The sequence below is a fragment of the Streptomyces sp. NPDC001914 genome (assembly GCF_042891215.1).
GTDB lineage: Bacteria > Actinomycetota > Actinomycetes > Streptomycetales > Streptomycetaceae > Streptomyces.
In genome coordinates this window covers 91,323-117,678 of sequence record NZ_JBIASW010000020.1, presented here as the reverse complement: position 1 = coordinate 117,678, position 26,356 = coordinate 91,323, and the positions used below count along the sequence as shown (strand labels likewise).

The 26,356-nt window shown below is 71.6% G+C and carries 22 protein-coding genes and 1 tRNA gene; 14 read left to right on the top strand and 9 right to left on the bottom strand.

Translation table 11 applies throughout. From position 1 onward, the window contains the following. Positions 1 to 112: 112 nt before the first annotated feature. From ACFYYF_RS36715 to ACFYYF_RS36695, 5 genes are all read right to left on the bottom strand, one after another. Positions 113 to 676, bottom strand: a complete 564-nt coding sequence (locus ACFYYF_RS36715) for a hypothetical protein (protein ID WP_388782728.1) — start codon at positions 674 to 676, stop codon at positions 113 to 115. Between the two features lie 216 nt (positions 677 to 892). Next, on the bottom strand, positions 893 to 1,771 hold the full coding sequence (locus ACFYYF_RS36710) for an S-methyl-5'-thioadenosine phosphorylase (protein ID WP_388782726.1): 879 nt from the start codon (positions 1,769 to 1,771) through the stop codon (positions 893 to 895). A gap of 175 nt (positions 1,772 to 1,946) precedes the next feature. Beyond that, entirely contained in the window at positions 1,947 to 2,279 is a 333-nt protein-coding gene (locus tag ACFYYF_RS36705; protein ID WP_388782723.1) for an FmdB family zinc ribbon protein, read from the bottom strand. Positions 2,280 to 2,347: 68 nt separating this feature from the next. Further along, positions 2,348 to 3,610 (bottom strand): MFS transporter, encoded by a 1,263-nt coding sequence (locus ACFYYF_RS36700; protein ID WP_388782721.1) that lies wholly within the window; start codon positions 3,608 to 3,610, stop codon positions 2,348 to 2,350. A 347-nt stretch (positions 3,611 to 3,957) separates the two neighbouring features. Further along, positions 3,958 to 5,490 carry a potassium/proton antiporter gene (locus ACFYYF_RS36695; RefSeq protein WP_388782773.1) on the bottom strand — a complete coding sequence of 511 codons (1,533 nt, stop codon included), beginning with the start codon at positions 5,488 to 5,490 and terminating at the stop codon, positions 3,958 to 3,960. 257 nt (positions 5,491 to 5,747) lie between these two features. Between ACFYYF_RS36695 and ACFYYF_RS36690 the strand changes: the two genes are divergently transcribed. Beyond that, positions 5,748 to 8,507 carry a penicillin acylase family protein gene (locus ACFYYF_RS36690; protein ID WP_388782718.1) on the top strand — a complete coding sequence of 920 codons (2,760 nt, stop codon included), beginning with the start codon at positions 5,748 to 5,750 and terminating at the stop codon, positions 8,505 to 8,507. A 164-nt stretch (positions 8,508 to 8,671) separates the two neighbouring features. On the opposite strand, the gene ACFYYF_RS36685 is transcribed toward ACFYYF_RS36690, so the two are convergent. Beyond that, positions 8,672 to 9,247 carry a 5-formyltetrahydrofolate cyclo-ligase gene (locus ACFYYF_RS36685; RefSeq protein WP_365482539.1) on the bottom strand — a complete coding sequence of 192 codons (576 nt, stop codon included), beginning with the start codon at positions 9,245 to 9,247 and terminating at the stop codon, positions 8,672 to 8,674. 133 nt (positions 9,248 to 9,380) lie between these two features. Here ACFYYF_RS36685 and galU point away from each other — a divergent pair, with 133 nt between their 5' ends. From galU to ACFYYF_RS36650, 7 genes are all read left to right on the top strand, one after another. After that, positions 9,381 to 10,283 (top strand): UTP--glucose-1-phosphate uridylyltransferase GalU, encoded by a 903-nt coding sequence (galU, locus tag ACFYYF_RS36680; RefSeq protein WP_388782714.1) that lies wholly within the window; start codon positions 9,381 to 9,383, stop codon positions 10,281 to 10,283. Between the two features lie 4 nt (positions 10,284 to 10,287). Continuing rightward, on the top strand, positions 10,288 to 11,610 hold the full coding sequence (gene glp / locus ACFYYF_RS36675) for a gephyrin-like molybdotransferase Glp (RefSeq protein WP_365482541.1): 1,323 nt from the start codon (positions 10,288 to 10,290) through the stop codon (positions 11,608 to 11,610). 174 nt (positions 11,611 to 11,784) lie between these two features. Further along, on the top strand, positions 11,785 to 12,297 hold the full coding sequence (gene moaC, locus ACFYYF_RS36670; RefSeq protein WP_361683807.1) for a cyclic pyranopterin monophosphate synthase MoaC: 513 nt from the start codon (positions 11,785 to 11,787) through the stop codon (positions 12,295 to 12,297). Next, entirely contained in the window at positions 12,294 to 12,833 is a 540-nt protein-coding gene (locus tag ACFYYF_RS36665) for a molybdenum cofactor biosynthesis protein B (protein ID WP_388782710.1), read from the top strand. Before moaC ends, ACFYYF_RS36665 begins: the two co-directional genes overlap by 4 nt. 26 nt (positions 12,834 to 12,859) lie before the next feature. Further along, positions 12,860 to 13,519: a GNAT family N-acetyltransferase gene (locus tag ACFYYF_RS36660; RefSeq protein ID WP_388782708.1), complete on the top strand. Its 660-nt coding sequence runs from the start codon at positions 12,860 to 12,862 to the stop codon at positions 13,517 to 13,519. 173 nt (positions 13,520 to 13,692) lie between these two features. Beyond that, on the top strand, positions 13,693 to 14,964 hold the full coding sequence (gene glpR, locus ACFYYF_RS36655; RefSeq protein ID WP_388782705.1) for a gephyrin-like molybdotransferase receptor GlpR: 1,272 nt from the start codon (positions 13,693 to 13,695) through the stop codon (positions 14,962 to 14,964). A gap of 97 nt (positions 14,965 to 15,061) precedes the next feature. After that, a tRNA-Ala gene (locus ACFYYF_RS36650) sits at positions 15,062 to 15,135 on the top strand. Between the two features lie 198 nt (positions 15,136 to 15,333). On the opposite strand, the gene ACFYYF_RS36645 is transcribed toward ACFYYF_RS36650, so the two are convergent. Further along, entirely contained in the window at positions 15,334 to 15,810 is a 477-nt protein-coding gene (locus ACFYYF_RS36645) for a GNAT family N-acetyltransferase (protein WP_388782703.1), read from the bottom strand. Positions 15,811 to 15,924: 114 nt separating this feature from the next. Between ACFYYF_RS36645 and ACFYYF_RS36640 the strand changes: the two genes are divergently transcribed. Next, the gene (locus tag ACFYYF_RS36640; RefSeq protein ID WP_388782700.1) at positions 15,925 to 16,728 is read left to right on the top strand and encodes an exodeoxyribonuclease III; all 804 of its coding nucleotides are present in this window, start codon (positions 15,925 to 15,927) and stop codon (positions 16,726 to 16,728) included. Here ACFYYF_RS36640 and ACFYYF_RS36635 read toward each other — a convergent pair. Beyond that, positions 16,716 to 17,399, bottom strand: coding sequence for a MerR family transcriptional regulator (locus ACFYYF_RS36635; RefSeq protein ID WP_388782770.1), 684 nt, complete (start codon positions 17,397 to 17,399; stop codon positions 16,716 to 16,718). The two genes, ACFYYF_RS36640 and ACFYYF_RS36635, sit on opposite strands and share 13 nt — an antisense overlap. Before the next feature lie 302 nt (positions 17,400 to 17,701). Between ACFYYF_RS36635 and ACFYYF_RS36630 the strand changes: the two genes are divergently transcribed. The 4 genes from ACFYYF_RS36630 (at position 17,702) to ACFYYF_RS36615 (ending at position 21,522) form a co-directional block, all read left to right on the top strand. Next, entirely contained in the window at positions 17,702 to 19,258 is a 1,557-nt protein-coding gene (locus ACFYYF_RS36630) for a flavin-containing monooxygenase (RefSeq protein ID WP_388782697.1), read from the top strand. Next, positions 19,255 to 20,190, top strand: a complete 936-nt coding sequence (locus ACFYYF_RS36625) for an alpha/beta fold hydrolase (RefSeq protein WP_388782694.1) — start codon at positions 19,255 to 19,257, stop codon at positions 20,188 to 20,190. Before ACFYYF_RS36630 ends, ACFYYF_RS36625 begins: the two co-directional genes overlap by 4 nt. Further along, complete coding sequence (locus ACFYYF_RS36620; protein WP_388782691.1) at positions 20,187 to 21,071, top strand: SDR family oxidoreductase; 885 nt, start codon at positions 20,187 to 20,189, stop codon at positions 21,069 to 21,071. Before ACFYYF_RS36625 ends, ACFYYF_RS36620 begins: the two co-directional genes overlap by 4 nt. A 244-nt stretch (positions 21,072 to 21,315) precedes the next feature. Further along, positions 21,316 to 21,522: a hypothetical protein gene (locus ACFYYF_RS36615; RefSeq protein ID WP_365482559.1), complete on the top strand. Its 207-nt coding sequence runs from the start codon at positions 21,316 to 21,318 to the stop codon at positions 21,520 to 21,522. Positions 21,523 to 21,734: 212 nt separating this feature from the next. On the opposite strand, the gene ACFYYF_RS36610 is transcribed toward ACFYYF_RS36615, so the two are convergent. After that, positions 21,735 to 25,376, bottom strand: coding sequence for a S41 family peptidase (locus tag ACFYYF_RS36610; RefSeq protein ID WP_388782687.1), 3,642 nt, complete (start codon positions 25,374 to 25,376; stop codon positions 21,735 to 21,737). A 239-nt stretch (positions 25,377 to 25,615) separates the two neighbouring features. Between ACFYYF_RS36610 and ACFYYF_RS36605 the strand changes: the two genes are divergently transcribed. After that, complete coding sequence (locus ACFYYF_RS36605; protein ID WP_388782684.1) at positions 25,616 to 26,206, top strand: TetR/AcrR family transcriptional regulator; 591 nt, start codon at positions 25,616 to 25,618, stop codon at positions 26,204 to 26,206. Positions 26,207 to 26,356: the final 150 nt, after the last annotated feature.

The following is a 26,356-nucleotide window of genomic DNA, read 5'->3' as shown; positions in this document are numbered from 1 at the left end:
GGAGGCCCCTCCGCGCAGGTTGTGGAACAAACAGCTCCGCAACCTACGGCAGGGTGTCCCGAGTCTGTCCAACTGGGTCGCTCGGCCGAGAGACTTGACACGGTTTCGGCGCTCATCGCAGCGTCACCGCCAGCCGTGACGTGGTGCCCGCGCCGGCCAGCCGCACGGCCGTCGCGCGCGGAACGGACAGGACGACCAGCGCTCCCGTGCCGGTGAGGCCGGTGGTGCCGGTGGTGCCGGTGGTGCCGGTGTCCGGCACCCCTGTGACCCGCGCCCCTGCCGCGACCACCCGCACCTCGCCGCCGCCGTCCGCCGCGATCACGTCGACCCGGTCGCCGGGTCGCAGCAGGCTCACCGCCGCGCCGTCCGCGATCCGGACCGGGGCCCTCACCCTCTCGGCCGCGACCGGCCCGCGCACGGGGGCGGAAGCCCTGGCGGAGGCGGAGGGCGTGGACGCCGGATGTCCGCGCGCCCGTCCGGCGTCGCCCGGCCCGGCCGCCACGAGCGCGGCCGCCGTCATCGCCAGGCCCGCGGCGAGGGCCCGCCGCCTGTGCCGGGCGAGGGGCCGGGGGCGGAAGCGCCCGCCCCGCACCCGCAGGGGCGCGAACTGCGGCACCTCGCGGGTCGGAGGGGTGTCCGCGCCCGGCGGACGGACGTGTCGCGAGAGCTGTGCCATGGTGACCACCACCTGTGACGAGGGACCGGCTTGCGATCCCACGATGAGGTCTCGCGGCGAAGCCCGCCGACGCCCGTGGACGGACGGGGACTTGTGGACAACTCCCTCACCCGAACGGGAGGTTCCGCCCCGCTCGGGCACACGTCAGGGGCGATCGGTCACGGTCGTTCGGTCACGGTCGTCGGGTCACGGCCGTTCGCGTCATGCCCGTTCGCGTCACGGCAGGTCGAAGCCCGGATCCATGCCGCCCAGCGCCCTCGTGCACAGGCAGTCCCGCGAGCCGTTCTCCGGCAGCCCCGCGACCGCGTCGAAGAGCACGCCCCGCAGCCGGTCCACGTTCGCCGCGAACACCTTCAGCACCTCGTCGTGCGAGACGCCCTCGCCGCTCTCGGCGCCCGCGTCCAGGTCGGTGACCAGCGTCAGGGAGGTGTAGCAGAGCTCCAGTTCGCGGGCGAGCGCGGCCTCGGGATGCCCGGTCATGCCGACCACGGACCAGCCCTGCGCCTGGTGCCAGAGCGATTCGGCCCGGGTGGAGAACCGCGGTCCCTCTATGACCACGAGCGCGCCGCCGTCCACGGCCTCCCAGTCGCGTCCGTGTGCCGCCTCCAGCGCGGCCTTGCGTCCGACGGGGCAGTACGGGTCGGCCAGCGACACGTGCACCACGTTCGGCACCGTGCCGTCGGGCAGTGGCAGCCCGTCGAAGTAGGACTGCGCCCGTGACTTCGTGCGGTCCACGAACTGGTCGGGAACGAGCAGGGTGCCGGGGCCGTACTCGGGACGCAGTCCGCCCACGGCGCAGGGGCCGAGGATCTGGCGGGCTCCGACGGAGCGCAGCGCCCACAGGTTGGCCCGGTAGTTGATGCGGTGCGGCGGCAGGTGGTGGCCGCGGCCGTGGCGGGGCAGGAAGGCGACCCGCCGGCCGGCGATCTCGCCGAGGAACAGGGAGTCGCTGGGAGGCCCGTAGGGGGTGTCCACCCGCAGCTCGGTGACGTCGTCGAGGAAGGAGTAGAAGCCCGAGCCTCCGATGACGCCGATCTCGGCCGAGGCCGTCGGCTGCTGCCCGCCCGGGGTCTGAGGGTTCTCCGTGTTCGCCATGAACGGCACCCTACGGGCTGTCCCGGACGGGGGAACGCGGAAGACCCCGTCGTCGTGACGACGGGGTCTTCCGGGAACGAGCCTGTGGGGCCCGCGGGCCCCGAGGCGACGGCCGCGTTGCCGGGACGGGAGTCCCGGCCGCGGACCGTGGAGTCCTGAAGGGACCGTGGAGTCCTTAAGCGGCGGAGCTGCCGGCGGAGCCGGTGCCCGACGACTTCGCGGTCGACGACTTCGTGTCCGAGGACGACGAGGTGGACGCCGACGACGAGGACTTCGCGTCCGAGGTCGAGGTCGTGGACGGCTTCGACGCCGGCGAGCTGCTCGACGAGGAGCCGCGGCTGTCGTTGCGGTAGAAGCCGGAGCCCTTGAAGACAATGCCGACGGCCGAGAACACCTTCTTCAGGCGGCCGTTGCAGGTCGGGCATTCGGTCAGGGCGTCATCGGTGAACTTCTGCACCGCCTCGAGGCCCTCGCCGCACTCGGTGCACTGGTACTGGTAGGTCGGCACTTGTCTTCCTCCTGGCACTCTCACTCAGTGAGTGCTAACGACGGTCCATACTGACGTATTCCGCGAGATCAGTCCACTGTCACCGGCACGCGGTGACCGACGCCACGTGCGACGGCACGGCTCGGGGCGTGTGCGACGAGGCGTGAACGCAGTGCCACGAGGGTCGCCAGAGCCAGTGCCGTACCGGCCATCGGCACCAGGAAACCGGCGCCGTCCCAGAGCCTGTCCTCGAGCTGTCCGGCGACCGTGACGGCCGCCGCCTGGCCGAGCGCGACGGCACCGGTGAGCCAGGTGAAGGCCTCGGTGCGGGCCCCCTGCGGGACGAGGCTCTCGACCAGGGTGTAGCCGGTGATCAGGCTCGGAGCGATGCACATGCCCACCACGAGGCCGAGGCCGGCGAGCACGATCACCGAGTTGGCGGCCCACAGTCCGGAGGCGGCGACCGCGAGGGCCGCGTACCCGACGACGAGCCGTCGCTGCGGGGCCACCTTCCAGGCGATGGCGCCGCAGACGATGCCCGAGAGCATGTTGCCGGCCGCGAAGACGCCGTACAGGACACCGTTCAGGCCGGGCTCGCCGATCGACTCGCTGTACGCGGCCAGCGAGACCTGCATGCCGCCGAAGACGGATCCGATGCCCAGGAACGTCATGACCAGAACGCGCACTCCGGGGATGCGCAGAGCGGAGACGTGCTCCACGCGCGCGTGCCCGGCGGCGGACACCGCGGGCTGGGTGCTCCTCTGCGCGGCGAACAGCAGACCGCCGACCAGGGTCAGCGACGCCTCGGTCAGCAGGCCCGCGGCGGGGGCCACGGTCGTGCACAGCGCGGTGGCGAGCAGCGGGCCGAAGACGAAGGTCAGCTCGTCCGTGACGGACTCGAAGGCGGCCGCGGTGGACATCAGGGGCGAGCCCTGGAGCTTCACGCCCCAGCGGGCCCGCACCATGGGGCTGATCTGCGGCACCGAGGCACCGGTGGGCACCGCGGCGGCGAAGAGCACCCACAGGGGGGCGCCCCCCAGCGCGAGCGCGGTCAGGGAGAAGCCGGCCACGGCGTGCACGAGGACGCCGGGGAGCAGGACGGCCCGCTGTCCGTGCCGGTCGGCCAGACGCCCGGTGAACGGAGCGAACAGGGCCATCGAGACACCGGTGACGGCCGCGACGGCGCCGGCCGCCCCGTACGAGCCGGTGGTGTGCTGTACGAGCAGCACGATGGAGATCGTCAGCATGGCGAACGGCTGACGGGCGGCGAAGCCGGGGAGCAGGAACGTCCAGGCGCCGCGGGTACGCAGCAGCTGTCCGTACCCGGGGCGGGAGGTGACCGTGGATGCCACGGCCCGTGCCTTTCTGCCGCCTGGTAGCGCGCCCGTGCGGGGGGCGCCGAGAGCTGTCCTCTTGCGCGGATCTGCGGTAGATACCGGCGTCCTGGCCAAAGGACGTCACGGCCGCCATACGGTCGCGCCAGCTCTGCGTCAGGCAGAGTTGGTTCGATCAAGGTGTGCGTTCATCGTACAGGGGGTGGCCGCCCCGCCGGGCCTGTGAAAAAGAGCACTCCGCGTCCGTGGGCCTGTGAAAGCCCGCCGCATTCGGTTTCTCGTTCGATGTCTCGTAAGGCCCGGAGGGGTTTCGTAAGACGCGGGTCCGTAGTTCCGTAAGAACCGGCCGGGGACCTGCGCCCGCGTCACAGGCCCGTTCTGTGCTGGGTCCGGTGTTCCGTCCCGTCGCCGCCGTCGATGCCCAGCCAGTCGGCGAGCTTGCCGCCCTGGCCCACCGCGCGCAGGCGTCTCTCGGTCGCGTCGCGCACCGGGTCGGTCGCCACGACGAGCAGTTCGTCGCCGAGCCGCAGCACCGTCGTGGGCAGGGGGACGAAGGACTTCGACTCGCGGACGACGAGGGTGACCGCGGCGCCCGGGGGCAGCCGCAGCTCGCCCACCTCGACACCGTGCATGCGCGACCCCTCGGGGATCGCGACGGACAGCAGATGGCCGCGCAGCCGCTCCAGCGGCGCCGACTCGATGCCGAGGTCGGCGGCCCCCGCGGACACCCCGAGACGGAGCTTGCGGGCCAGCCACGGCAGGGTCGGACCCTGGATGAGGGTGTAGACGACGACCAGGACGAAGACGATGTTGAAGATCCGCTTGCTCTCGGCGACGCCGCTCACCATCGGGATCGTCGCCAGGATGATGGGCACGGCGCCGCGCAGTCCCGCCCAGGACAGCAGCACCTGCTCCTGCCACGGGATGCGGAACGGCAGCAGGCCCGCGACCACGCTCAGCGGCCGCGCCACCATCGTCAGCACCAGGCCGATGACGAGGGCCGGGACGATGTCGTCGCCCATCTCGTGCGGGGTGACCAGCAGGCCGAGCAGCACGAACATGCCGATCTGGGCGATCCAGCCGAGCCCCTCGGCGAAGCCGCGCGTGGCGGGCCAGTGCGGCAGCTTCGCGTTCCCGAGGACCATGGAGGCGAGGTAGACGGCGAGGAAGCCGCTGCCGTGGGCGAGCGCGCCGGCGGCGTAGGCCGCGACGGCGATCGCCATGACCGCGATCGGGTACAGGCCGGAGGCCGGCAGTGCCACGTGCCGCAGTCCGTACGCGCCCAGCCAGCCGACCGCGACACCGATGGCGGCGCCGATGGTCAGCTCCAGCGCGATCTCGCCGAGCAGCGTGTACCAGTGCTCGACCGGGCCCGCGGTGGAGAACGCGACGACCAGGATGACCACGGGGGCGTCGTTGAAGCCCGATTCGGCCTCCAGAATGCCCGTCACGCGCGTGGGGAGGGGGATCTTCCGCAGGACCGAGAAGACCGCCGCCGCGTCCGTCGAGGAGACGACCGCCCCGATGATGAACGCCTGGTGCCATTCGAGGCCGATCAGGTAGTGCGCGCCCGCGGCCGTGACGCCGACGCTCACCGCTACGCCCACCGTCGCCAGCGAGGAGGCCGCCGGCAGGGCCGGTCTGATCTCCTTCCACTTCGTGCCGAGTCCGCCTTCGGCCAGGATCACGACCAGGGCCGCGTATCCGATGACCTGGGTCAGTTCGGCGTTGCTGAACTGGACGTCGCCCACTCCGTCCTGGCCGATCGCGACGCCGATCCCCAGGTAGACGAGCAGCGTGGGGAGCCCGCTGCGTGAGGAGATCCGGACCGCCGCCACCGCGACGAGGAGGACGAGCGAGCACACGAGCAGGAGCTGGTTGAGGTGGTGGACAGTCAGGGGCTGTTCCTTTCTCGCCGATCCGGTTCCGCCGGGGACGGCAACCGGATCCCAGCACCGGAAGCCGGCTACTTCAGTGCAAGTACTTCGTTACCTTACCTAACTCTTGACGCTTTCTTGACGTTCCCGGAGGCAAGATCGAACTGTCGTGCTTCCCGGTTTCCTACTCCGCGTCAAGGCGCGGTGGGCCCTGCGCCTATGGTTGCCCCAGCACTCCAGGACCGCCTGCCGCTCGCGTTAGGACAGCAAGGACAGCGATGCCCCCCAACACCACCGCCTCTTCCGGCCAGCAGCCCGGCAAGTCCGGCAGGAAGAAGGGGCGCAAAGCCCGACTGTTCTTGATTGTCCTGGTTCTCGCCATCATCGGAGGCCTCGCCTTCGGCGCGTACTGGAGCATCAGTACGGTCCGGGCCTCCTTCCCGCAGACCAAGGGATCCATCCAGATCGACGGGCTGTCCGGGCCCGTGACCGTGCAGCGCGACGGCAACGGGATCCCGCAGATCTACGCCTCGTCCGACGAGGACCTGTTCATGGCCCAGGGCTTCGTCCAGGCGCAGGACCGGTTCTACGAGATGGACGTGCGCCGCCACATGACCTCGGGCCGGCTCTCCGAGATGTTCGGCGCGGGCCAGGTCAAGAACGACGAGTTCCTGCGCACGCTGGGCTGGGACCGGGTCGCGAAGAAGGAGTACGACACCAAGCTGTCGGCCTCCACGAAGAAGTACCTCCAGGCGTACTCCGAGGGGGTCAACGCCTACCTCAAGGGCCGGAGCTCCAAGGACATCTCCCTGGAGTACGCGGCCCTCGGCTTCACCAACGACTACAAGCCGACCGCGTGGACCCCGGTCGACTCGGTGGCCTGGCTCAAGGCGATGGCCTGGGACCTGCGCGGCAACATGCAGGAGGAGATCGACCGCTCCCTGATGACGAGCCGGCTCGGCCCGAAGCAGATCGCGGACCTCTACCCGGAGTACCCGTACAGCCGGAACAAGACGATCGTCCAGACGGGCTCGTACGACAGCGTCACCGGGACGTACGGCCCCTCGGACACCACCTCGGCGTCGGGCGCGGGCACGGGCCTGGCGGGCAACACGCAGACGCCCACCGGGTTCCAGAGCCAGCTCTCGGGGCTCTACGACGTCCTCGACGACCTGCCCACCGCCGTCGGCGTGAACGGCAACGGCATCGGCTCCAACTCCTGGGTCGTCGCCGGAAGCCACACGATCACCGGCAAGCCGCTGCTGGCCAACGACCCGCACCTGTCGGCGTCGCTGCCCTCGGTCTGGTACCAGATGGGCCTGCACTGCACCGCGGTCTCCGCGAAGTGCCAGTACGACGTCTCCGGCTACACCTTCGCGGGCATGCCCGGCGTGGTCATCGGCCACAACGCCGACATGGCCTGGGGCATGACCAACTCCGGGGTCGACGTCACCGACCTCTACCTGGAGAAGATCACCGGCGAGGGCTACGAGTACGACGGCAAGGTGCTGCCCTTCACCACCCGCAAGGAGACGATCAAGGTCGCGGGCGGTGCCTCCAAGTCGATCATCGTCCGGCTGACCCAGGACGGGATGCCGCTGCTCTCCGACCGCGACGACGAACTGGTCCAGGTCGGCAAGAAGGCCACGGTCGACTCCGAGGCGCCCGACCGCGGAGACGGTTACGCGATAGCACTGCGCTGGACCGCGCTGGACGCGGGCAACACCATGGACGCCGTCTTCGCGATGGACAAGGCGTCGAACTGGAACGAGTTCCGCAAGGCGGCCGCGTCCTTCGAGGTGCCGTCCCAGAACCTGGTCTACGCCGACGGCGCCGGCGCGAGCGGCAACATCGGCTACCAGCTCCCCGGCAAGATCCCCACCCGCGCCAAGGGCGACGACGGCTCGCTGCCCGCGCCCGGCTGGGACTCGAAGTACCGCTGGACCGGCTACATCAAGCAGTCCGCCCTGCCCTACGAGTACAACCCCAAGCGCGGCTACATCGTCACCGCCAACCAGGCGGTCGTGAACCCGGACAAGTACCCGTACACGCTCACCACGGACTGGGGCTACGGCACCCGCAGCCAGCGGATCACCGACCTGATCGAGTCGAAGACCAGGGGCGGCGCCAAGATCTCGACCGACGACATGCGCCAGATGCAGCTCGACAACAGCAGCGAGATCGCCAAGCTGATCGTGCCCAAGCTGCTCAAGATCGACGTGCCCGACAAGGACGTCCGCGAGGCGCAGAAGCTCCTGGAGGGCTGGGACTACACCCAGGACGCCGACTCCGCGGCGGCGGCGTACTTCAACGCCACCTGGCGAAACATCCTCAAGCTCGCCTTCGGCAACAAGCTGCCCAAGGAGCTGCGGGTCAAGGGGCAGTGCCTGTGGGTCGAGCGGGCCGACACCACCGGTCCCGCCGACGAGGACCAGACGGTGCGCGAGTGCGGCGAGCGCGAGCCGGACCAGGCGCAGCCGGACGGCGGCGACCGCTGGTTCGAGGTGATCCGCAAGATCATCGACGACGAGCACAACGACTGGTGGAAGCTGCCGCAGATGCGTACCGCGGAGGCGTCCACCGACCGGGACAAGCTGTTCAGCCGGGCCATGACGGACGCCCGCTGGGAGCTGACCGCCAAGCTCGGCAAGGACATCGACACCTGGAGCTGGGGCCGGCTGCACCGTCTGTTCCTGAAGAACCAGACCCTCGGTACCGAAGGCCCCGGTTTCCTGCAGTACATGCTCAACCGCGGCCCCTGGAACCTCAGCGGCGGCGAGGCGACGGTCAACGCGACCGGCTGGAACGCGGCGGGCGGCTACGGAGTGGTCTGGGTGCCCTCGATGCGGATGGTCGTCAACCTCGCGGACCTCGACAAGTCCAAGTGGATCAACCTCACGGGCGCCTCGGGGCACGCCTACAGCGCGCACTACACGGACCAGACGGAGCTGTGGGCCAAGGGCGAACTCCTGCCGTGGGCCTTCAGCAAGAAGGCCGTCGACGACAAGACGACCGACACCCTGGTCCTGAAGCCCTGACGCTTCGGCGGCCGTCGGCGCCGGCGTCCGCGCCGTGCCCGACGCCCTGAAGCCGGCGCCGGACGAAAGTGGCCCTCCACGCACGCGTGGAGGGCCACTTCGCGTCCGCCGTCCGCCGTCCGCCGTCCGCCGCCTTCGGCCGCTGCGTCGCCGCCGGTCCCGCGTCAGCGGAAGCGGCGTACTCCGGAAGGAGTCACCACCGCGTGGACGGGCCGGTCGTGCGCCTCCTCCGGGACCCGGCCGACGACTTCGGAGTCGTACAGGAGCACCACCAGCGCGGGATCGGCGCCCGAGCGCTCCAGGCGGGCCAGCACGCGGTCGTAGGAGCCTCCGCCGCGCCCCAGCCGCATCCCACGGGCGTCGACGGCGAGTCCGGGGAGCAGGACGGCGTCGGCACCCTGGACGGCCTCCGGTCCCAGCCGCTCGCCCGCGGGCTCCAGGAGGGCCATCTTCCCGCCGTGCCGGACCTCCGTGAGGGAGTCCGGCCCCGTGTACGCGCCCCAGTCGAGGTCGTTGTCCGGCAGCAGCACCGGCAGCAGGACGCGCACCCCGCGTGCGTGGAGCGCGTCCAGGAGTGCGAGGGTGCCCGGTTCGCTCCCCACGGACACATAGGCGGCGACCGTGCGGGCTCCCGCCAGTTCGGGAAGTTCCAGGGCGCGGGCGGCGAGCGCGGCGGCGGTCTCCCGCACGTCACCGGCCGTCAACCCGTTTCTCACCGACAGGAGCCCTCGCCGCAACATTCGCTTGTCAGGCTCTGGTTCGGGTCCGACGTCTCTCACAGGTGACTCCTGTAGCTCTCATAATCCGTTCAAATGATCGTGAATTAACCGGAGCCACAGATTCTGCACATAGCCACCGGTTATGGTTGCGGACATGACTGAGTCACACCCCAGGATCACCAAGGCTGTCATTCCCGCGGCAGGCCTCGGCACCCGGTTCCTGCCGGCCACCAAGGCCACTCCCAAGGAGATGCTGCCGGTCGTCGACAAGCCGGCGATCCAGTACGTGGTCGAAGAGGCCGTGTCGGCGGGTCTTGACGACGTCCTGATGATCACCGGACGCAACAAGCGCCCCCTGGAAGACCACTTCGACCGCAACTACGAGCTGGAATCCGCCCTCCAGAAGAAGGGCGACGCGAGCCGGCTCGCCAAGGTCCAGGAGTCCAGCGACCTCGCGACCATGCACTACGTGCGCCAGGGCGACCCCAGGGGCCTCGGCCACGCCGTCCTGTGCGCCGCCCCGCACGTCGGCCGCGAGCCCTTCGCGGTCCTCCTCGGCGACGACCTGATCGACCCCCGCGACCCCCTCCTCGCCCGCATGGTCGAGGTCCAGGAGCAGTACGGCGGCAGCGTCATCGCGCTCATGGAGGTCGCGCCGGAGCAGATCCACCTCTACGGCTGCGCCGCCGTCGAGGCCACCGACGAGGGCGACCTGGTCAAGGTGACCGGCCTGATCGAGAAGCCGGACAGGGCGGACGCTCCCAGCAGTTACGCCGTCATCGGACGGTACGTCCTGGACCCGCACATCTTCGACATACTGCACAAGACCGAGCCGGGCCGCGGCGGCGAGATCCAGCTCACCGACGCCCTCCAGCAGCTCGCCGCGGACGAGAAGGTCGGCGGCCCCGTGCACGGCGTCGTCTTCAAGGGCCGCCGCTATGACACCGGCGACCGCGGCGACTACCTGCGTGCCATTGTCAGACTCGCATGCGAACGTGAAGACCTGGGCCCGGACTTCCGGGCCTGGCTCCGCAGTTACGTAGCCGAGGAGATGTAGGGATTTGAGCAGCGCCGCGACCCGCACCACCGGCCAGGAACACCTCTGGTCGGTGGACGACCACCTGGAGGACATCCTCACGACCGTCCGCCCCCTCGAACCCATCGAGCTACAACTCCTCGACGCCCAGGGCTGCGTCCTGCTCGAGGACGTCACGGTGCCGGTGTCCCTGCCGCCGTTCGACAACAGCTCGATGGACGGGTACGCGGTCCGGATCGCGGATGTCGCGGGCGCGAGCGAGGAATATCCGGCGGTCCTGACGGTCGTCGGTGATGTCGCGGCCGGCCAGGCCGACCAGCCCCACGTGGGCCCCGGCCAGGCCGCCCGCATCATGACCGGCGCCCCGCTCCCGCCGGGCGCCGAAGCCGTCGTCCCCGTCGAGTGGACGGACGGAGGACTCGGCGAGGGACCGGTCACCGGGATGCGCGCGCACAGCGCGTCCCCCGAGGGCTCCTACGGACAGGTCCACGTCCACCGCCCGGCCGGAGCACGCGCGCACGTGCGGGCGATGGGCAGCGACGTGAAGGCGGGCGACCGCGCCCTCGAAGCCGGCACCGTCCTCGGCCCCCCGCAGATCGGCCTGCTCGCCGCGATCGGCCGCGGCACCGTGCGGGTGCGCCCCCGCCCGCGCGTGGTCGTCCTGTCCACCGGCAGCGAACTCGTCCAGCCCGACGAGCAGTTGGGCTCCGGCCAGATCTACGACTCGAACAGCTTCGCCCTGTGCGCGGCCGCCCGTGACGCGGGAGCCATCGCCTACCGCGTCGGCGCCGTCGCCGACGACGCCGAGACCCTGCGCTCCACCATCGAGGACCAACTCGTCCGCGCGGACCTGCTGGTCACGACCGGCGGGGTGAGCGTCGGCGCCTACGACGTCGTCAAGGAGGCGCTGTCGTCGGTCGCCGACGAGGACGAGGAGGGCGGCGGCATCGACTTCCGCACCCTCGCCATGCAGCCCGGCAAGCCCCAGGGCTTCGGCTCCATCGGCCCCGACCACACCCCGCTGCTCGCGCTCCCCGGCAACCCCGTCTCCTCCTACGTCTCCTTCGAGCTCTTCGTGCGCCCCGCGATCCGCACCCTGATGGGGCTGCGGGACGTCCACCGGCCCACGACCCGGGCGAAGCTCTCCGCGGACAAGGCGCTGACCTCGCCGAAGGGCCGCCGGCAGTTCCTGCGCGGCACGTACGCGGACGGCACCGTGACGCCCGTCGGCGGCGCCGGATCGCACCTGGTCGCCGCCCTCGCGCACGCCGACGCCCTGATCGTCGTCCCCGAGCAGGACACCTCCGTCGAGCCCGGCGCCGAGGTCGAGGTCGTCCTCCTCGGCTGAACCGCCGCCCGGAGCGGGAGCCCGCCGCGGCTCCCGCAGCCGGGCTCCCGGGCGGGCCAGGGGCGCAGGGCCCCTCACGGCGGCGTAGCGGTGGACGGGCGGGCGGTAACGTGTCGCGCACACCAGGCCCACGCGCCGCACCGCGACGGGCCCTGACCGGGAGCGCCCACGCACATGACTGTTCCGTCCCGGGGGGAGACCTCCGGACCCCCCGTGCAGAACCGGCTGACACACATCGACGAGGCCGGCGCCGCCCGCATGGTCGACGTCTCCGCCAAGGACGTGACCGCCCGCACCGCGCGCGCGAGCGGACGGGTCCTGGTCTCGCCGCGTGTCGTGGAGCTGCTGCGCGGCGAAGGGGTCCCCAAGGGCGACGCCCTCGCCACCGCCCGCATCGCCGGGATCATGGGAGCCAAGCGCACCCCGGACCTGATCCCGCTGTGCCATCCGTTGTCGGTGTCCGGTGTCAAGATTGACCTGTCGGTCTCGGACGACGCCGTCGAGATCCTCGCCACCGTGAAGACGACCGACCGCACCGGCGTGGAGATGGAAGCCCTCACCGCGGTCAGCGTGGCGGCCCTCACCGTGATCGACATGGTCAAGGCTGTCGACAAGGGGGCGGTCATCACGGACGTACGGGTGGAAGAGAAGACCGGCGGGAAGTCGGGCCACTGGAGCCGGGCATGAGCGGCGACACCGTCACCGGCGGGGCCCTCACGGCCGGCTACAGCGCGCTGGTCGTCACCGCCTCCAACCGCGCCGCCGCCGGCGTCTACGAGGACAAGGGCGGCCCCCTGGTCGCCGCGGGCCTCACGGGAGCCGGCTTCGCGGTCGACGGGCCGTGGGTCGTCCCCGACGGGGACCCCGTGGAGGAGGCGCTGCGCTCCGGAGTCGAGGCGGGCTACGACGTCATCGTCACCACCGGCGGCACGGGAATCTCGCCCACCGACCTGACCCCCGAGGCGACCCTGCGCGTGCTCGACCGCGAGATCCCCGGAATCCCGGAGGCCATCAGGGCGTTCGGCAGGGACAAGGTGCCCACCGCGGCGCTCTCGCGGGGACTCGCCGGAGTCGCCCGGGGGACGCTGATCGTCAACCTGCCGGGCTCCACCGGCGGGGTCAGGGACGGACTGGCCGTCCTGGAACCCCTCCTCATCCACGCCGTCGACCAGATCCGCGGCGGCGACCACCCGAGACCCAGCGGCAGTGGGGGTGCGAGCTGAACAGCCCATCCTGGCCGGTCGAGCTGGTGGACGGCGACGTCGTCCTCCGGCCGATAAGGCTGCGCGACCAGCGGGCCTGGCGCGAGGTGAACCGGCGCAACCGCGACTGGCTGCGTCCCTGGGAGGCGACGATCCCGCCCCCCACGCCGAGCGGTCCGATCGCGCACCGGCCGACGTACCGGCAGATGGTCCGCCACCTGCGCGCCGAGGCCAACGCGGGCCGGATGCTGCCCTTCGTGATCGAGTACCAGGGCCGGCTCGTCGGTCAGCTCACGGTGGCCGGGATCACCTGGGGCTCCATGTGCTCCGGGCACATCGGCTACTGGGTCGACCAGTCGGTGGCGGGCCGCGGAGTGATGCCGACGGCCGTGGCGCTGGTGAGTGACCACTGTTTCCGCACGGTCGGACTGCACCGCATCGAAGTCTGTATTCGCCCCGAGAACGGGCCGAGCCGCAGGGTCGTGGAAAAGCTCGGATTCCGGGAGGAGGGGCTGCGCCCGCGCTATCTCCACATCGACGGCGCCTGGCGGGACCATCTCGTCTTCGCGCTCACCGCGGAGGAAGTGCCCGAGGGTCTGCTCGGGCGCTGGCGTCGGACGCGTTCGGCGCAGGGGCGCTCGGATCAGGTCGGATCGGAACAGGCCGGTTCACAGAACCCGAGCAAGCGCGGACACCCCGGAAAATGAAATAGGTGTTCGAAAATGATCGGCAGGCGATCGCGTCGGGGCATTAAATTCGCGCTCGCGGTGGCCTGCTGATCGCATCGGTCACAAAAAAAGCTCGAAATATCAGCCGGATCGTGCGACACACCGGCGCAATTGGCAGATGGCCTCATACAAACCCCTCTACCGTGTGAGGCGTGAGCAGCAGCGGCCTCATCTACGCAGTCATTGTCGGGGCCTGGGCCGCCTACTTGGTGCCGATGTGGCTCCGTAGGCAGGACGAGCTGAACGAAGCCCGTCCGACGGAACGCTTCAGCACCGCCATCCGGCTGCTGTCCGGACGGGCGGGCATGGAGCGTCGATACGCCAAGGACCTGCGCGCACGCTCCACCGAGGAGGAGGAGCCCAGCGCCGACCCGGACGGCGTCACCGATTCGGTGGACGTCCGGGCCTTCGCCGTATCCCCGCCCCGGCCCCAGGCGACGGACCGGCACCGTCCGCACGTACAAGAACGTGTGCAGGTGACGGAGCCGGCCCAGGAGCAGCAGGAGCCGGGCGCACGCGCGACCGGCAACGAGAGCGGAGCGTACGAGACCTCGGGCACCGCCCGGTCCGTGCCGCACCAGGCGGGCCCGGCCGCGCCGAGACCCGCGGCCAAGCCCACGCCCCAGCAGGCCGCGGCGGCCACGCCCGGCACGCGCCGGGCGGCCTCGGCGGAGGCCGCCGCGCGGGCCCGGCGCACGAAGGTCCTCGCACGCCGTCGGCGTACGACGGTCCTGCTGTTCCTCGCCTTCAGCCTCGGCGCGATCGTGGCGGCCGTGGGCGGGCTCGCGTTCCTGTGGGCACCCGGCGTGCCGGCCGTGATGCTGAGCTCGTACATCGTGCATCTGCGCGTCCAGGAGCGGCGGCGCTTCACCTACACCATGGACCGCCGCCGGGCCGAGGCCGCGGCGCAGCGGCTCCGGGAGCGGCAGCCCCGCCGCCGGACGGCCGCCGAGCCCGTGGCGGACGAACCGGAGGCGGGCCCCGCCCCCGACACCGACCCCGGTCTCCTCGCGCTCGCCGCCGACCGCCGCGCGCTGGTCGAGCAGACCGACCACGCCGAGTGGGTCGACCAGCAGCGTGAACGGCAGTGCGGGCCGGCGCAGGGCGACAGCTGGGACCCGGTGCCGGTTCCCCTGCCGACCTACGTGACCGCGCCGGTCGCGCCCCGGGCGACCTCCAGCGTGGACCTGGGCGCCCCGGACGCGTGGAGCTCCGCGCGTTCGAGCGCGGTGGAGCCGAACGCGCCCGGGGCGGAGACGGCCGAAGAGGACCTGCCCGAGGGCTCCGAGGGCGCCGGGGCGGCGGACGACACGCGCAGCGACGCCCGGCGGGCCGCGTCCGCGCGGCGCGCCCGCGAGCGCGGGCGGACGCCGCTGTTCGACCAGTACGAGGACGGCGAACGGCCGCGTGCGGCCAACGAGTGACGGGTGCGGCGACGGGTGTGCGCGGGGGTCCGGCTGACCAGGCAGGAACGGATTACCGAGCACCTCGATCGGGATGCTAGAGTTTCACTCGTTGCAAGGGCCTGTGGCGCAGTCTGGTAGCGCACCTCGTTCGCATCGAGGGGGTCTGGGGTTCAAATCCCCACAGGTCCACCGCAACAAGAGGCCCGTTCCCATCCGTGGGAGCGGGCCTCTTGCCATGTCCGGACACGGTGGCGGCAACTCCCGCCGGTGGCCCCGGGACTGGCGGTCCTTCGGACGGCGCCCGTGCCCGGTCGCGGGAGGCGGACGCCGGGGCGGCGGCCGGGCCGGCCGCCGCTCCCGACGGCCGGACGGGCACCGCCCCGGTGTCTAGAGGGCCTTGGCGTAGCAGAGGCTCAGTTCGTGGAAGCGGTAGTAGCCGAACTTGGTGCACGGCTCGTAGCCGCTCGACGCGTAGAGGGCGACCGCCTCGGGCTGCTTGGAGCCGGTCTCCAGGACCATGCGGGTGCGGCCGGCCGCGCGGGCGTCCTCCTCCAGGGCGGACAGCATGCGCCGGGCGAGGCCGAGACCGCGGGCCTCGGGGATCACGTACATGCGCTTGAGCTCGGCGTCCCCGTCCGTGTAGCCCTCGTCGTTCTCGTCCTGGGTGCGCCAGCCGCCCGTGGCCACCGGGCGGTCCCTCTCGTCGTACGCGATCAGGTAGAGACCCGCCGGAGGGGCGAACATCCGCGGGTCCAGATGCGTCGCGTCGCCGCCGTCGCCGTAGCGCACGGCGTATTCGGCCTGGACCTGGTCGTTGAGCTTCACGGCGTCGGGGTGGTCGAAGGGGACCGGGCGGAAATTCATGCGTAATACCGTACATCTATGCGATATGAATGAGTGTGCCGGCGATACCGGAGGCCGGCCGCCCCGATGGAGATCGAGTTCTGGGCGGCCGTATGGATTAAGTATCGTGCCCGGGTGCTGACTGTGACCTCTGTGAATGTGAACGGGCTCCGTGCCGCCGCGAAGAAGGGTTTCGTGGAGTGGCTCGCGGGGACCTCCGCGGACGTGCTGTGCCTCCAGGAGGTGCGGGCGGAGCCGGGGCAGCTTCCCGAGGAGGTGCGCGCGCCCGAGGGGTGGCACGTCGTGCACGCCCCCGCCGCCGCCAAGGGCCGCGCGGGTGTGTCCCTCTACACACGCCGAGAGCCCGACCGGGTCCGCATCGGCTTCGGGTCCGAGGAGTTCGACTCCTCCGGGCGGTACGTCGAGGCGGACCTGCCCGGTGTCACCGTCGCGAGCCTCTACCTGCCCTCGGGCGAGGTCGGGACCGACCGCCAGGACGAGAAGGTCCGGTTCATGGGCGAGTTCCTGGCCTACCTGAAGGATCTTCGGGTGCGGGCCGCCGCCGACGGACGCGAGGTCGTCGTCTGCGGCGACTGGAACATCGCCCACCAGGAGGCCGACCTCAAGAACTGGCGCGCCAACCGGAAGAACTCCGGCTTCCTGCCCGAGGAGCGCGAGTGGCTGGGCCGGGTCCTCGACCCGCAGGACGGCGGCTACGTCGACGTCGTACGCACCCTGCACCCGGACGCGGAGGGCCCGTACACCTGGTGGTCTTACCGGGGGCGGGCTTTCGACAACGATTCAGGGTGGAGGATCGACCTCCATGTCTCCACGCCGGGGCTCGCGGGCAAGGCGGTCAAGGGGTTCGTGGAGCGCGCGGCGACGCACGAGGAGCGCTGGTCCGACCACGCCCCGGTCACGGCGGTCTACGACCTCTGAGCGGCCTCGTCCCGCCCCTCGGGTCCAGGGGCGGGACCGTCCTGCGGGCCCCGGTGATCCCGCAGTCGGCGGTCCATGGCCATCGACAGTTCCGCCTCCACCACGCTCTTGGCCAGGGGGCGCAGGCGTTGGAGGTCGTCGGGGGTGCGGTCCTCGGTGAGGACCAGGGTGGTGAAGAGTTCGGCCAGGGCCTCGGTGTGCTCGCGTACGCGGCGGGCCGCCGTCAGGACGTCCGCGAGCGGAATGCCCTCGCGGACCAGGGCGGCCGAGACGTCGAGGAGGCGGCGGCTGATGTGGACGATCTCGCCGCCGTCGGTGCCGAGGTAGCCGAGGTCCAGTGCCGCGGCGAGGTTCTCGCCGGTGGCCTGGCCCGCGAAGACGTCGGCCAGTTCCTCGGGGGAGAGGCGGACCGGGGTCTCCTCGCTGGGCTCGCCGAGGCCGAGCAGTTCGCCGACGTCGCGTCCGTGGTCGAAGGCCTCGGCCAGTTCCGCGATGCCGTTCAGGGTGTGGCCGCGCTCCAGCAGGGCCGAGATCGTGCGCAGCCGGGCCAGGTGGGTGTCGTCGTACCAGGCGATGCGGCCCTCGCGGCGGGGCGGCGGTATGAGCTTGCGCTCGCGGTAGAAGCGCAGCGTGCGCACGGTGATGCCGGCCATCTCGGCCAGTTCCTCCATGCGGTACTCGCGGCGGCCCGGGTCCTGCGCGGAGCCGGTGGGGGCGGTGAGCGGCCCGGGGCCGGGTTCCGGGGCTCCGTGCGCCGCGTGTGCCGGGCGGTCGCCGGCGTTCCGCGTCGCCGCGCCCCCTGTCCGCGTCTCCGCGCCGCGCTTTCCTGATCCCTCGGCCACGTCCGCACCCTACGTCGTACCCCCGGTAACTTTCCCGGTCGCGACCCCTACCCATGAGTACGAAGCTGCTCTACCCTCCCGATTGTGCCAGTGTTCACTGGCAGGATCGTGCGGGCTAGGGAGGCGTCGGGATGACCGAGCACGAGCATGTACGGGTGGCGGTGATCGGATCCGGGTTCGGCGGGCTGGGCGCCGCCGTCCGGCTGCGACGCGAAGGGATCACCGACTTCGTGGTCCTGGAACGGGCCGGCGGCGTCGGCGGCACCTGGCGCGACAACAGCTATCCCGGGTGCGCCTGCGACGTCCCCTCGCACCTGTACTCGTTCTCCTTCGCGCCCAACCCCGAATGGCCGCGCACCTTCTCCGGGCAGGAGCACATCCGCGCCTACCTGGAGCACGTGGCGGACGTCTTCTCGCTCCGGCCGCACCTGCGGTTCAACTCCGAGGTCACGATGATGACCTGGGACACGGACAAGCTCCACTGGCGCATCGAGACCAGCGGCGGGACCCTGACGGCGGACGTCGTCGTGTCCGCGACCGGTCCGCTCTCCGACCCCAAGATCCCCGCGGTCCCGGGGATCGACACCTTCCCCGGCAAGGTGTTCCACTCGGCCCGCTGGGACCACGACTACGACCTGCGCGGCAAGCGGGTCGCCATGATCGGCACCGGCGCCTCCGCCATCCAGATCGTGCCGGCGATCCAGCCGGACGTCGCCCGGCTGACGCTGTTCCAGCGCACCCCGCCGTGGGTGATGCCGCGGGTCGACCGGGCCATCAGCGGCCCCGAGCGGTGGCTGCACCGGCAGCTTCCCTTCACCGCGCAGGCCCGCCGCGGGCTGCTGTGGGGCATCCGGGAACTCCAGGTGCAGGCGTTCACCAAGCGGCCCGACGAACTCGGCCTGGTCGAACGGCTCGCCAAGCGGAACATCTCCCGCGCCGTCAAGGACCCGGAGCTGCGCGCGAAGCTGACGCCCGACTACCGGATCGGCTGCAAGCGGATCCTGCTCTCGAACACCTACTATCCGGCGCTCACGCAGCCCAACGTGGATCTGGTGGCCTCCGGGCTCGCCGAGATCGACGGCTCCACGCTGGTCGCCGCCGACGGCACCCGGGCCGAGGCCGACGCCATCGTGTTCGGGACCGGCTTCCACGTCACGGACATGCCGATCGCCGAACGGGTCGTCGGGGCGGACGGCAGGACACTCGCGCAAGCCTGGGAGACCGGCATGAAGTCGCTGCGGGGCGCCAGCGCGGCCGGCTTCCCCAACTGGATGTCGATCATCGGACCGAACACCGGCCTCGGGAACTCCTCGATGATCCTGATGATCGAGTCCCAGCTCAACTACATGGCGGACTTCGTACGGCAACTGGGCGTCCTCGGGGGACGCGTGGCGCTCGACGCCCGCCCCGGCGCCGTCGACGCCTGGAACCACCGGGTCCAGGAACGCATGAAGCGCACGGTGTGGAACACCGGCGGCTGCACCAGCTGGTACCTGGACGCCAACGGCGTCAACACGACCGTGTGGCCCGGCACGACGACCGAGTTCCGGGGCGCCACGCGCCGCGTCGACCTCGCGGAGTACGACGTACTGCGCGCGGCGGACCCCGCACCGGGGGACGAGCCGGGGAGCGCGCCCGAGCCGCGCACGAAGAGCACCCGCAAGAAGAAGGTGGAGGCAGGAGCGTGAGCCGACTGACGCACGAGGCGCAGGGGGCGTACGCGCCACCCGTACCGGCGCGGGAACTGATCGCGCACTCCGCGGACGGCGCGCGGCTGCACGTCGAGGTGCACGGCCCCGAGGGAGCGCCGGCCGTCGTCCTCGCGCACGGCTGGACCTGCTCGACAGCCTTCTGGGCGGCCCAGATCCGGGACCTCGCCGCCGACCACCGGGTCATCGCCTACGACCAGCGCGGGCACGGACGCAGTCCCGCGAGCGAGGCGTGCAGCACCGAGGCGCTCGCCGACGACCTGGAGGCGGTGCTCGCGCCGGGCGAGAAGGCCGTGCTCGCGGGCCACTCCATGGGCGGGATGACGCTCATGGCGGCCTCGGCCCGGCCGCGCTTCCAGGAGCACGCGGCGGCGGCGCTGCTGTGCAGCACGGGGAGCACCCGGCTGGTGGAGGAGGCGCGGGTGCTGCCCTGGCGCGCGGGACGGCTGCGGACGCGGCTGACCGGGGCCGTGCTCGGCTCGCGCGCGCCGCTCGGGCCCGTCACGCCCGTCGCCCGGCGGATCCTCAAGTACGCGACGATGGGCCCGGGTTCGTCCCCCGTGATGGTGGAGGCGTGCGCGCGGATCGTGCACGCCTGTCCGCGTGGCGTGCGCCACGCCTGGTCGGCCGTGCTCTCCACACTCGATCTCGACGCGGGGGTGCGGGAGTTGAAGGTGCCGACGGCCGTGATCGCGGGCAGCGTGGACCGGATGACACCGGTCGTGCACGCGCGCGCCCTCGTCGCGGCGCTGCCGAACTGTGTCGGCAGCACCGAGCTGCCGGGTCTCGGGCACATGACCCCGGTGGAGGCGCCGGAGCTGGTGACCGCCCGGATCAGGGAACTCGTCGCCACGTACGCCGTGAAGACCGCGGAAGCCGGTCAGGTCGCAGAGATCAAGGAGGGCGCATGAGCAAGGTGAGCCTGGAAGGGCAGGTCGCCGTCGTCACGGGGGCCGCACGCGGTGTCGGCGAACTCCTCGCCCGCAAGCTCTCGGCGCGCGGGGCGAAGGTCGCGCTGGTCGGCCTGGAGGCCGACGAGCTGAAGCGGGTCTCGGAGCGGCTGAGCGGCGAGAGCGACCACTGGTACGCGGACGTCACCGACCACGAGGCGATGGCGCGGGTGGCCCGGGAGGTCGAGCAGCGGTTCGGGAAGGTGGACATCGTCGTCGCGAACGCGGGTGTCGCGAGCGGCGGGCCCTTCGTGGACTCCGACCCCGTCGCCTGGCGGCGGGTGATCGAGGTGAACCTGATCGGATCGGCCGTCACCGCGCGGGCGTTCCTGCCGGCGCTGACGGCGAGCCGGGGCTATCTGCTCCAGATCGCGTCGCTCGCCGCGATGACTCCCGCCCCGATGATGTCGGCCTACTGCGCCTCCAAGTCCGGTGTGGAGGCGTACGCGCACAGCCTGCGGGCCGAGGTCGGTCACAAGGGCGTTCGCGTGGGCGTCGGGTATCTGTCCTGGACCGACACCGACATGGTGCGCGGAGCCGATCAGGACGACGTGATGCGGGAGTTGCGGCAGCGGCTGCCGTGGCCGTCCAACAAGACCTATCCGCTGGGGCCGGCCGTCGACCGGATCGTGGCCGGCATCGAGCGCCGCTCCAGCCATGTGTACGCGCAGTGGTGGCTGCGCGGGATGCAGGGGATCAGGGGCTACCTGCCCGGTGTCATCGGGTCGGTCGGGCAGCGCGAGATGCGGCGGTTCGAACCGCGGCTCGGCGCGGTGCGTACCGGGCTGGTCGGGGCCGGCGGCGCGGCCGACGAGCAGGAGCGGAAGCCGGCGGCTCCCTGAGGCGACGAGAGCCGGCGGCGGGGTCCTGAAGGGGGCGTGGAGGCGTCCCGAGGGACTGCGGAAGGCGCCCCCGAGGGGCTGCGGGAGACCTCCGGAATGCGTCCCACCGGCAGGTCTCACGGTGAGTGACTGACCGAAATGCGTGGTGTGTTCCTGCGTGTCAGTCTGGTCGAGGCCCGGACCTCTCCCCCTCCCGGGGAGAGATCGAGGGCCGGATCCCTCACCCGCAACAGGAGTGAATCTCATGAGCATGCAGGACCAGTTCAAGGACAAGGCCGAGCGGATGAAGCAGCAGGGCAAGAAGAAGACGCGCCCCGAGGGCCGTCACCCCGAAGGCCGCCAGGACGAGGCGAGCCGCCGCTCCCCGGCCGGCCGTGAGGACGCGATGCCGGCGTCCGAGCGTGCTCAGCACGAGGCCCAGGACCGCTTCGACCAGGACTACGACGCCTGACCGAAGCACCTGCTCGGCCTGAACGAACGAGGCGCCCTCCTCACGGAGGGCGCCTCTTCGCGCGCTCGGGCCTGTCGTGTGCTCGGTCGGGCCGATTCGTGTGCTCGGGCCCGTCGCGTGCCCGGGCCCTTCGTGCGCTCGGGCCCTCCGTGCACCCGGGCCCCTCCGCGCGCTCGGGCCCTTTGTGCGCTCGGGCCCTTTGTGTGTCCGGGTCAGTGCGGTCTCGGGGGAAGCTTCGGGCGTCGTCTGTCGGGCACGTCCGAGTGGTCCGGCGGGGAGGCCGCCGGGTGGGTGCGCAGCAGGTCGAGGGAGAGCTGGATGGCGTCGTCCAGCTGGGCGTGGCGGCCCTCGGCCCAGTCGAGCGGGGTGCGCAGGATCTCCAAGTCCGGTGCGACACCGTAGTTCTCGACGGACCAGCCGTACGCGTCGAACCAGGCGGCGTTCATCGGCACCGTGATGACCGTGCCGTCGCCGAGACGGTGGCGGCCGGTCATGCCGACGACGCCGCCCCAGGTGCGCTGCCCCACGACCGGGCCCAGCTTCAGCAGTTTGAAGGCGGCGGTGATCATGTCGCCGTCGGACGACGTCGCCTCGTCGGCCAGGGCCACCACCGGGCCGCGCGGGGCGTTGGAGGCGTACGACACCGGCTGGGCGTCCCGCGTGAGGTCCCAGCCCAGGATCGTGCGGGTCAGCTTCTCGACGACGAGTTCGCTGATGTGGCCGCCCGCGTTGCCCCGCACGTCGACGATGAGGGCCGGGCGCGAGACCTCCATCCGCAGGTCGCGGTTGAACTGGGCCCAGCCGGAGCCGCCCATGTCCGGGATGTGCAGATAGCCGCAGTGGCCGCCGCTCAACTCCCTCACCACCTGGCGGCGTTTGGCCACCCAGTCCTGGTAGCGCAGGGGGCGTTCGTCGATCAGCGGGACCACGGCCACCCGGCGGGAGCGGCCCTCGCCCTCCGCCGGGGTGAAGGTCAGCTCCACCGTCGTGCCGCCCGCGCCCGCGAGCAGGGGATACGGTCCGGTAACCGGGTCCACCGGGCGCCCGTCGACATGGGTGAGGACCGCGCCCTCGCGGATGCCGGCACCGGCCAGCGGTGAACGCGCCTTGGAGTCGGAGGAGTCGCCGGGCAGGATGCGCTTGAGCATCCAGCTCCCTTCGCGGCAGACGAAGTTGGCGCCCAGCAGGCCCTGCCAGCGCTGGTACTGGGGCGGGCCCTCGTTGCGGCGCGCCGGGCTCACGTACGCGTGCGAGGTGCCCAGTTCGCCGAGCACCTCGCGCAGCAGGTCGGCGAACTCGTCCGGGGAGGAGACGCGTTCGACCAGGGGGCGGTACTGCTCCAGGATCGCGTCCCAGTCGATGCCGCACATGTCCGGGTCCCAGTAGTAGGCGCGGATGATCCGGCCGGCCTCCGCGTACGCCTGGCGCCACTCGGCGCAGGGGTTCACCTCGTGCAGGATGCGGCGCAGATCGATCCAGACGGTGGAGTCGCTGTCGCCGGACTCGGTGGACGGGACGGCGCGCAGGTCTCCCTCGTCGACGACGACCAGCCGGGAACCGTCGCCGCTCACGGCGAACCAGTCGAGGTGGTCGACGAGTTCGGACTTCTTCGCCTTGGTGATGTTGAAGTACTCCAGGGTCGGACGGCCGGTCGTGTCGTCCGGGTTGGCGAACGTCTCGCCGAGTGCTCCGGAGATCGGCCAGCGCAGCCAGACCAGGCCGCCGCCCGCGACCGGGTGCAGCGCCGAGTACTTGGAGGCGGTGACCGGGAAGGGCGTCACCCGGCTCTCCAGGCCTTCGAGCTCGACGGTCGTCGCGGTGCCGTCGCCCGATCCGTCCTCGACCGGGTCGAGGCCCCCGGCGACGGGCCGTCCGTCGGGGTTCAGCGCGAACGGGGACGGGGTCGCGGAGGACAGGGGGACGAGATAGGGGCGGCAGCCGAGGGGGAAGGACAGGTCGCCGGTGTGCACGTCGTACACGGGGTCGAAGCCGCGCCAGGAGAGGAAGGCGAGGTAGCGGCCGTCCCGGGTGAACACCGGATTCTCGTCCTCGAAGCGGCCGTTGGTGACGTCGACGATCAGCCGGTCCTTTATGCGCGCCATCTTGATCTGCCGCAGGGAGCGGCCGATCCCGGGATGCGACCAGGTCAGCCAGGCGCCGTCCGGCGAGAAGGCGAGGTCCGTCACCGGCCCGTTGATGGACCGGATGAGCTCGACGACCTCCCCCGCACCGCCCGGGGATCCCCCGGACTCCACCCCGCCCCCGTTTCCGGCCGCGACGTCAGCCCCTGCCCCGGTCCCAGCCCCGCCCCCGTTTCCGGCCGCGGCCCCAGCGCCTGCCTCGGTCCCGGCCCCTGCCCCGCCCCCGGCGCCTGTCCCCGTCGCGTCCGTGGCACCGTCCCCGGGCTCGGTCCGCGAGTCGCCGTCGGAGCCACCGGCACCAGCCCCACCAGCCCCACCAGCACCAGTTCCTTCGACCTCGTCGGCCTTCACAGCCTTCCCGGCCGCCTCGGCCTCCCCGGCTTCCTCGGCCCCTCCCGGCTCCTCCGGCTCATCGAGGCCGTCGGGTTCGTCCAGCCCGCCGAACCCGGCCTCCTCCTCCGGCTCCGTGGCGTCGAGCAGCAGCAGGCGTCCGTCGTTCGAGGCGATGGCGAGGCGTTCACCCTGCGGGTCCGACACCAGTTCCTGTACGCGGCCGAGCCGGCCAGAGGCGAGGCGGCGCGGCTCGCGGGCGCCGGTCGCGCGCGGCAGGTACGCGATCTCGACGGCGTCCTCGCCCTCCGCGTCGGTGACGTAGGCGACCTGGCCGCCCGAGCCGAGCATCTCCGGAAGCCGGACCCGTACGCCCGGGGTGTCGGCGATGGTGCGCGCGGGCCCGTCGCGATGGGTGAGCCAGTACAGGCTGCCGCGGACGACGACGGCGCTGGCCCGGCCCGTCTCGTCCACGGAGATGCTGTCCACGTGCTGCGCGGCCGGCACCGGGTACGTACGGCGTCCCGCGCGCGGACCGCCGAGGACGACGTCGAGGCGGCGGGGGACCGACTCGGGGGAGAGGTTGTCGACGATCCACAGGTCGCCCGCGCACTGGTAGACGACCCGGGTGCCGTCCGAGGAGGCGTGCCGGGCGTAGAAGGCGTCGTGGTCGGTGTGGCGGCGCAGGTCGGAGCCCTCGTACGTGCACGAGTAGAGGTTGCCGATGCCCTCGTGGTCGGAGAGGAAGGCGATCCGCCCGTCGACGAACATCGGACAGGCGAGATGGCCGCCGAGCTCGGCGACGAGTTGCCGTCCGTGCAGCCAGATACGGCCCATGGCCCCGCCCCGGTACCGCTTCCAGGCGGCCGGTTCGTGCGGCGGGGTGCCGGTGAGCAGCAGGGTCTTCCGTTCGCCCGCGATGTCGGCGACGCCGATGTCCGAGACCGGGCCCCAGGGCTGTTTGCGGCCGGGGTCGCCGTCGGTGGAGACGCAGTAGGCCCAGGTGAAATAGGAGAAGGGCTGGCCGTGCGAGGCGACGGCGAGGATGTCGCCCTCGGGGGACCAGCCGCACACCTGGGTGTCGGCGCTGCCCCAGTAGGTGAGCCGGCGGCCCGGTCCGCCGTCCACGGGCGCCAGGTGGATCTCCGGGACGAGGCTGCGCCAGCTCGTGTACGCGATCCGCCGGCCGTCGGGGGAGAAGCGGGGGTGGCCGACCTTCGTGCGGTCGACGGTGAGCCGCCAGGCGCGTCCGCGGCCGTCGAGCGGGGCCAGCCACAGGTCGTCCTCGGTGACGAAGCACAGCCGGTCGCCGCTCAGGTGCGGGAAGCGCAGGTAGCCGGGGGAGTTCTCGTCCGTGGTCGCGTTCTCGTACTCGTCGCTCACCTCCCCATGCTTTTCCGCTGGAGTGACCCCGGCAACTCGTGGCGCCGGGGGCGCGTTGTGGGACGTGGGTGCGGGCGGGGATACGGGAGGTGCGCGTGGGGCGCGCAGAGGAACGTACGCGCCCCGCGGGGAACCGGCGTGACCCAGCACACGTACGAAACGGTTTCGTTTCGCTGGTGTCGGAGGGTATCTTCAGGGACATACGAATCCGTGTCGTCGAAGCGGGAGAGGTGAGTGGGATGGCTGAAGCCGCAACGGCGCGACGCAGTCGGATCACGCCCGAGCGTGAGGCCGAGCTGTACAAGGCCGTGCTCGACCTGCTTCGTGAGGTCGGCTACGACGCCCTCACGATGGACGCCGTCGCCGCCCGTACCCGTTCCAGCAAGGCCACCCTCTACCGCCAGTGGGGCGGCAAGGCCGAGCTCGTCGTGAAGGCTCTGCGGCACCAGAAGCCGCTGAAGTTCTCCGACCTGGACACCGGAAGCCTGCGGGGCGACTTCCACGCACTGACCCTCCGGCAGGACGACTGCCAGATGGAGCAGGACTCCGCGCTGATGCGGGGCCTGGCCATGGCGGCGCACTCGAACCCGGATCTGCTGAAGGCGTTCCGGGAATGGCTGATCGAGCCGGAGCTGGAAGAGCTGCGCCTGGTGCTCCAGCGCGGTGTCGACCGAGGTGAGATCCGTGCGGACAACCCGGCGATGGAGTACGTGATGCACATGCTCATCGGCGCCTTCGCCGCCCGCACCATGATCGACGAGCTCCCGCCGACGCAGGCCTTCCTGCATTCGTATGTCGACGCCGTGGTCCTCCCCGCTCTCGGCGCCTGACGTCCCACCCGACCCCGCACCACCCCCTTCCGCAGATCCCTGCATTCCCCCGCATTCGCACCTGACGCGCCGCTCACGTCGTCGGGCTGATCCCCCCTGCCCCCACACGGGTGATCACACCAGCCCCTGCCCTTCCACGACCTGACCGGG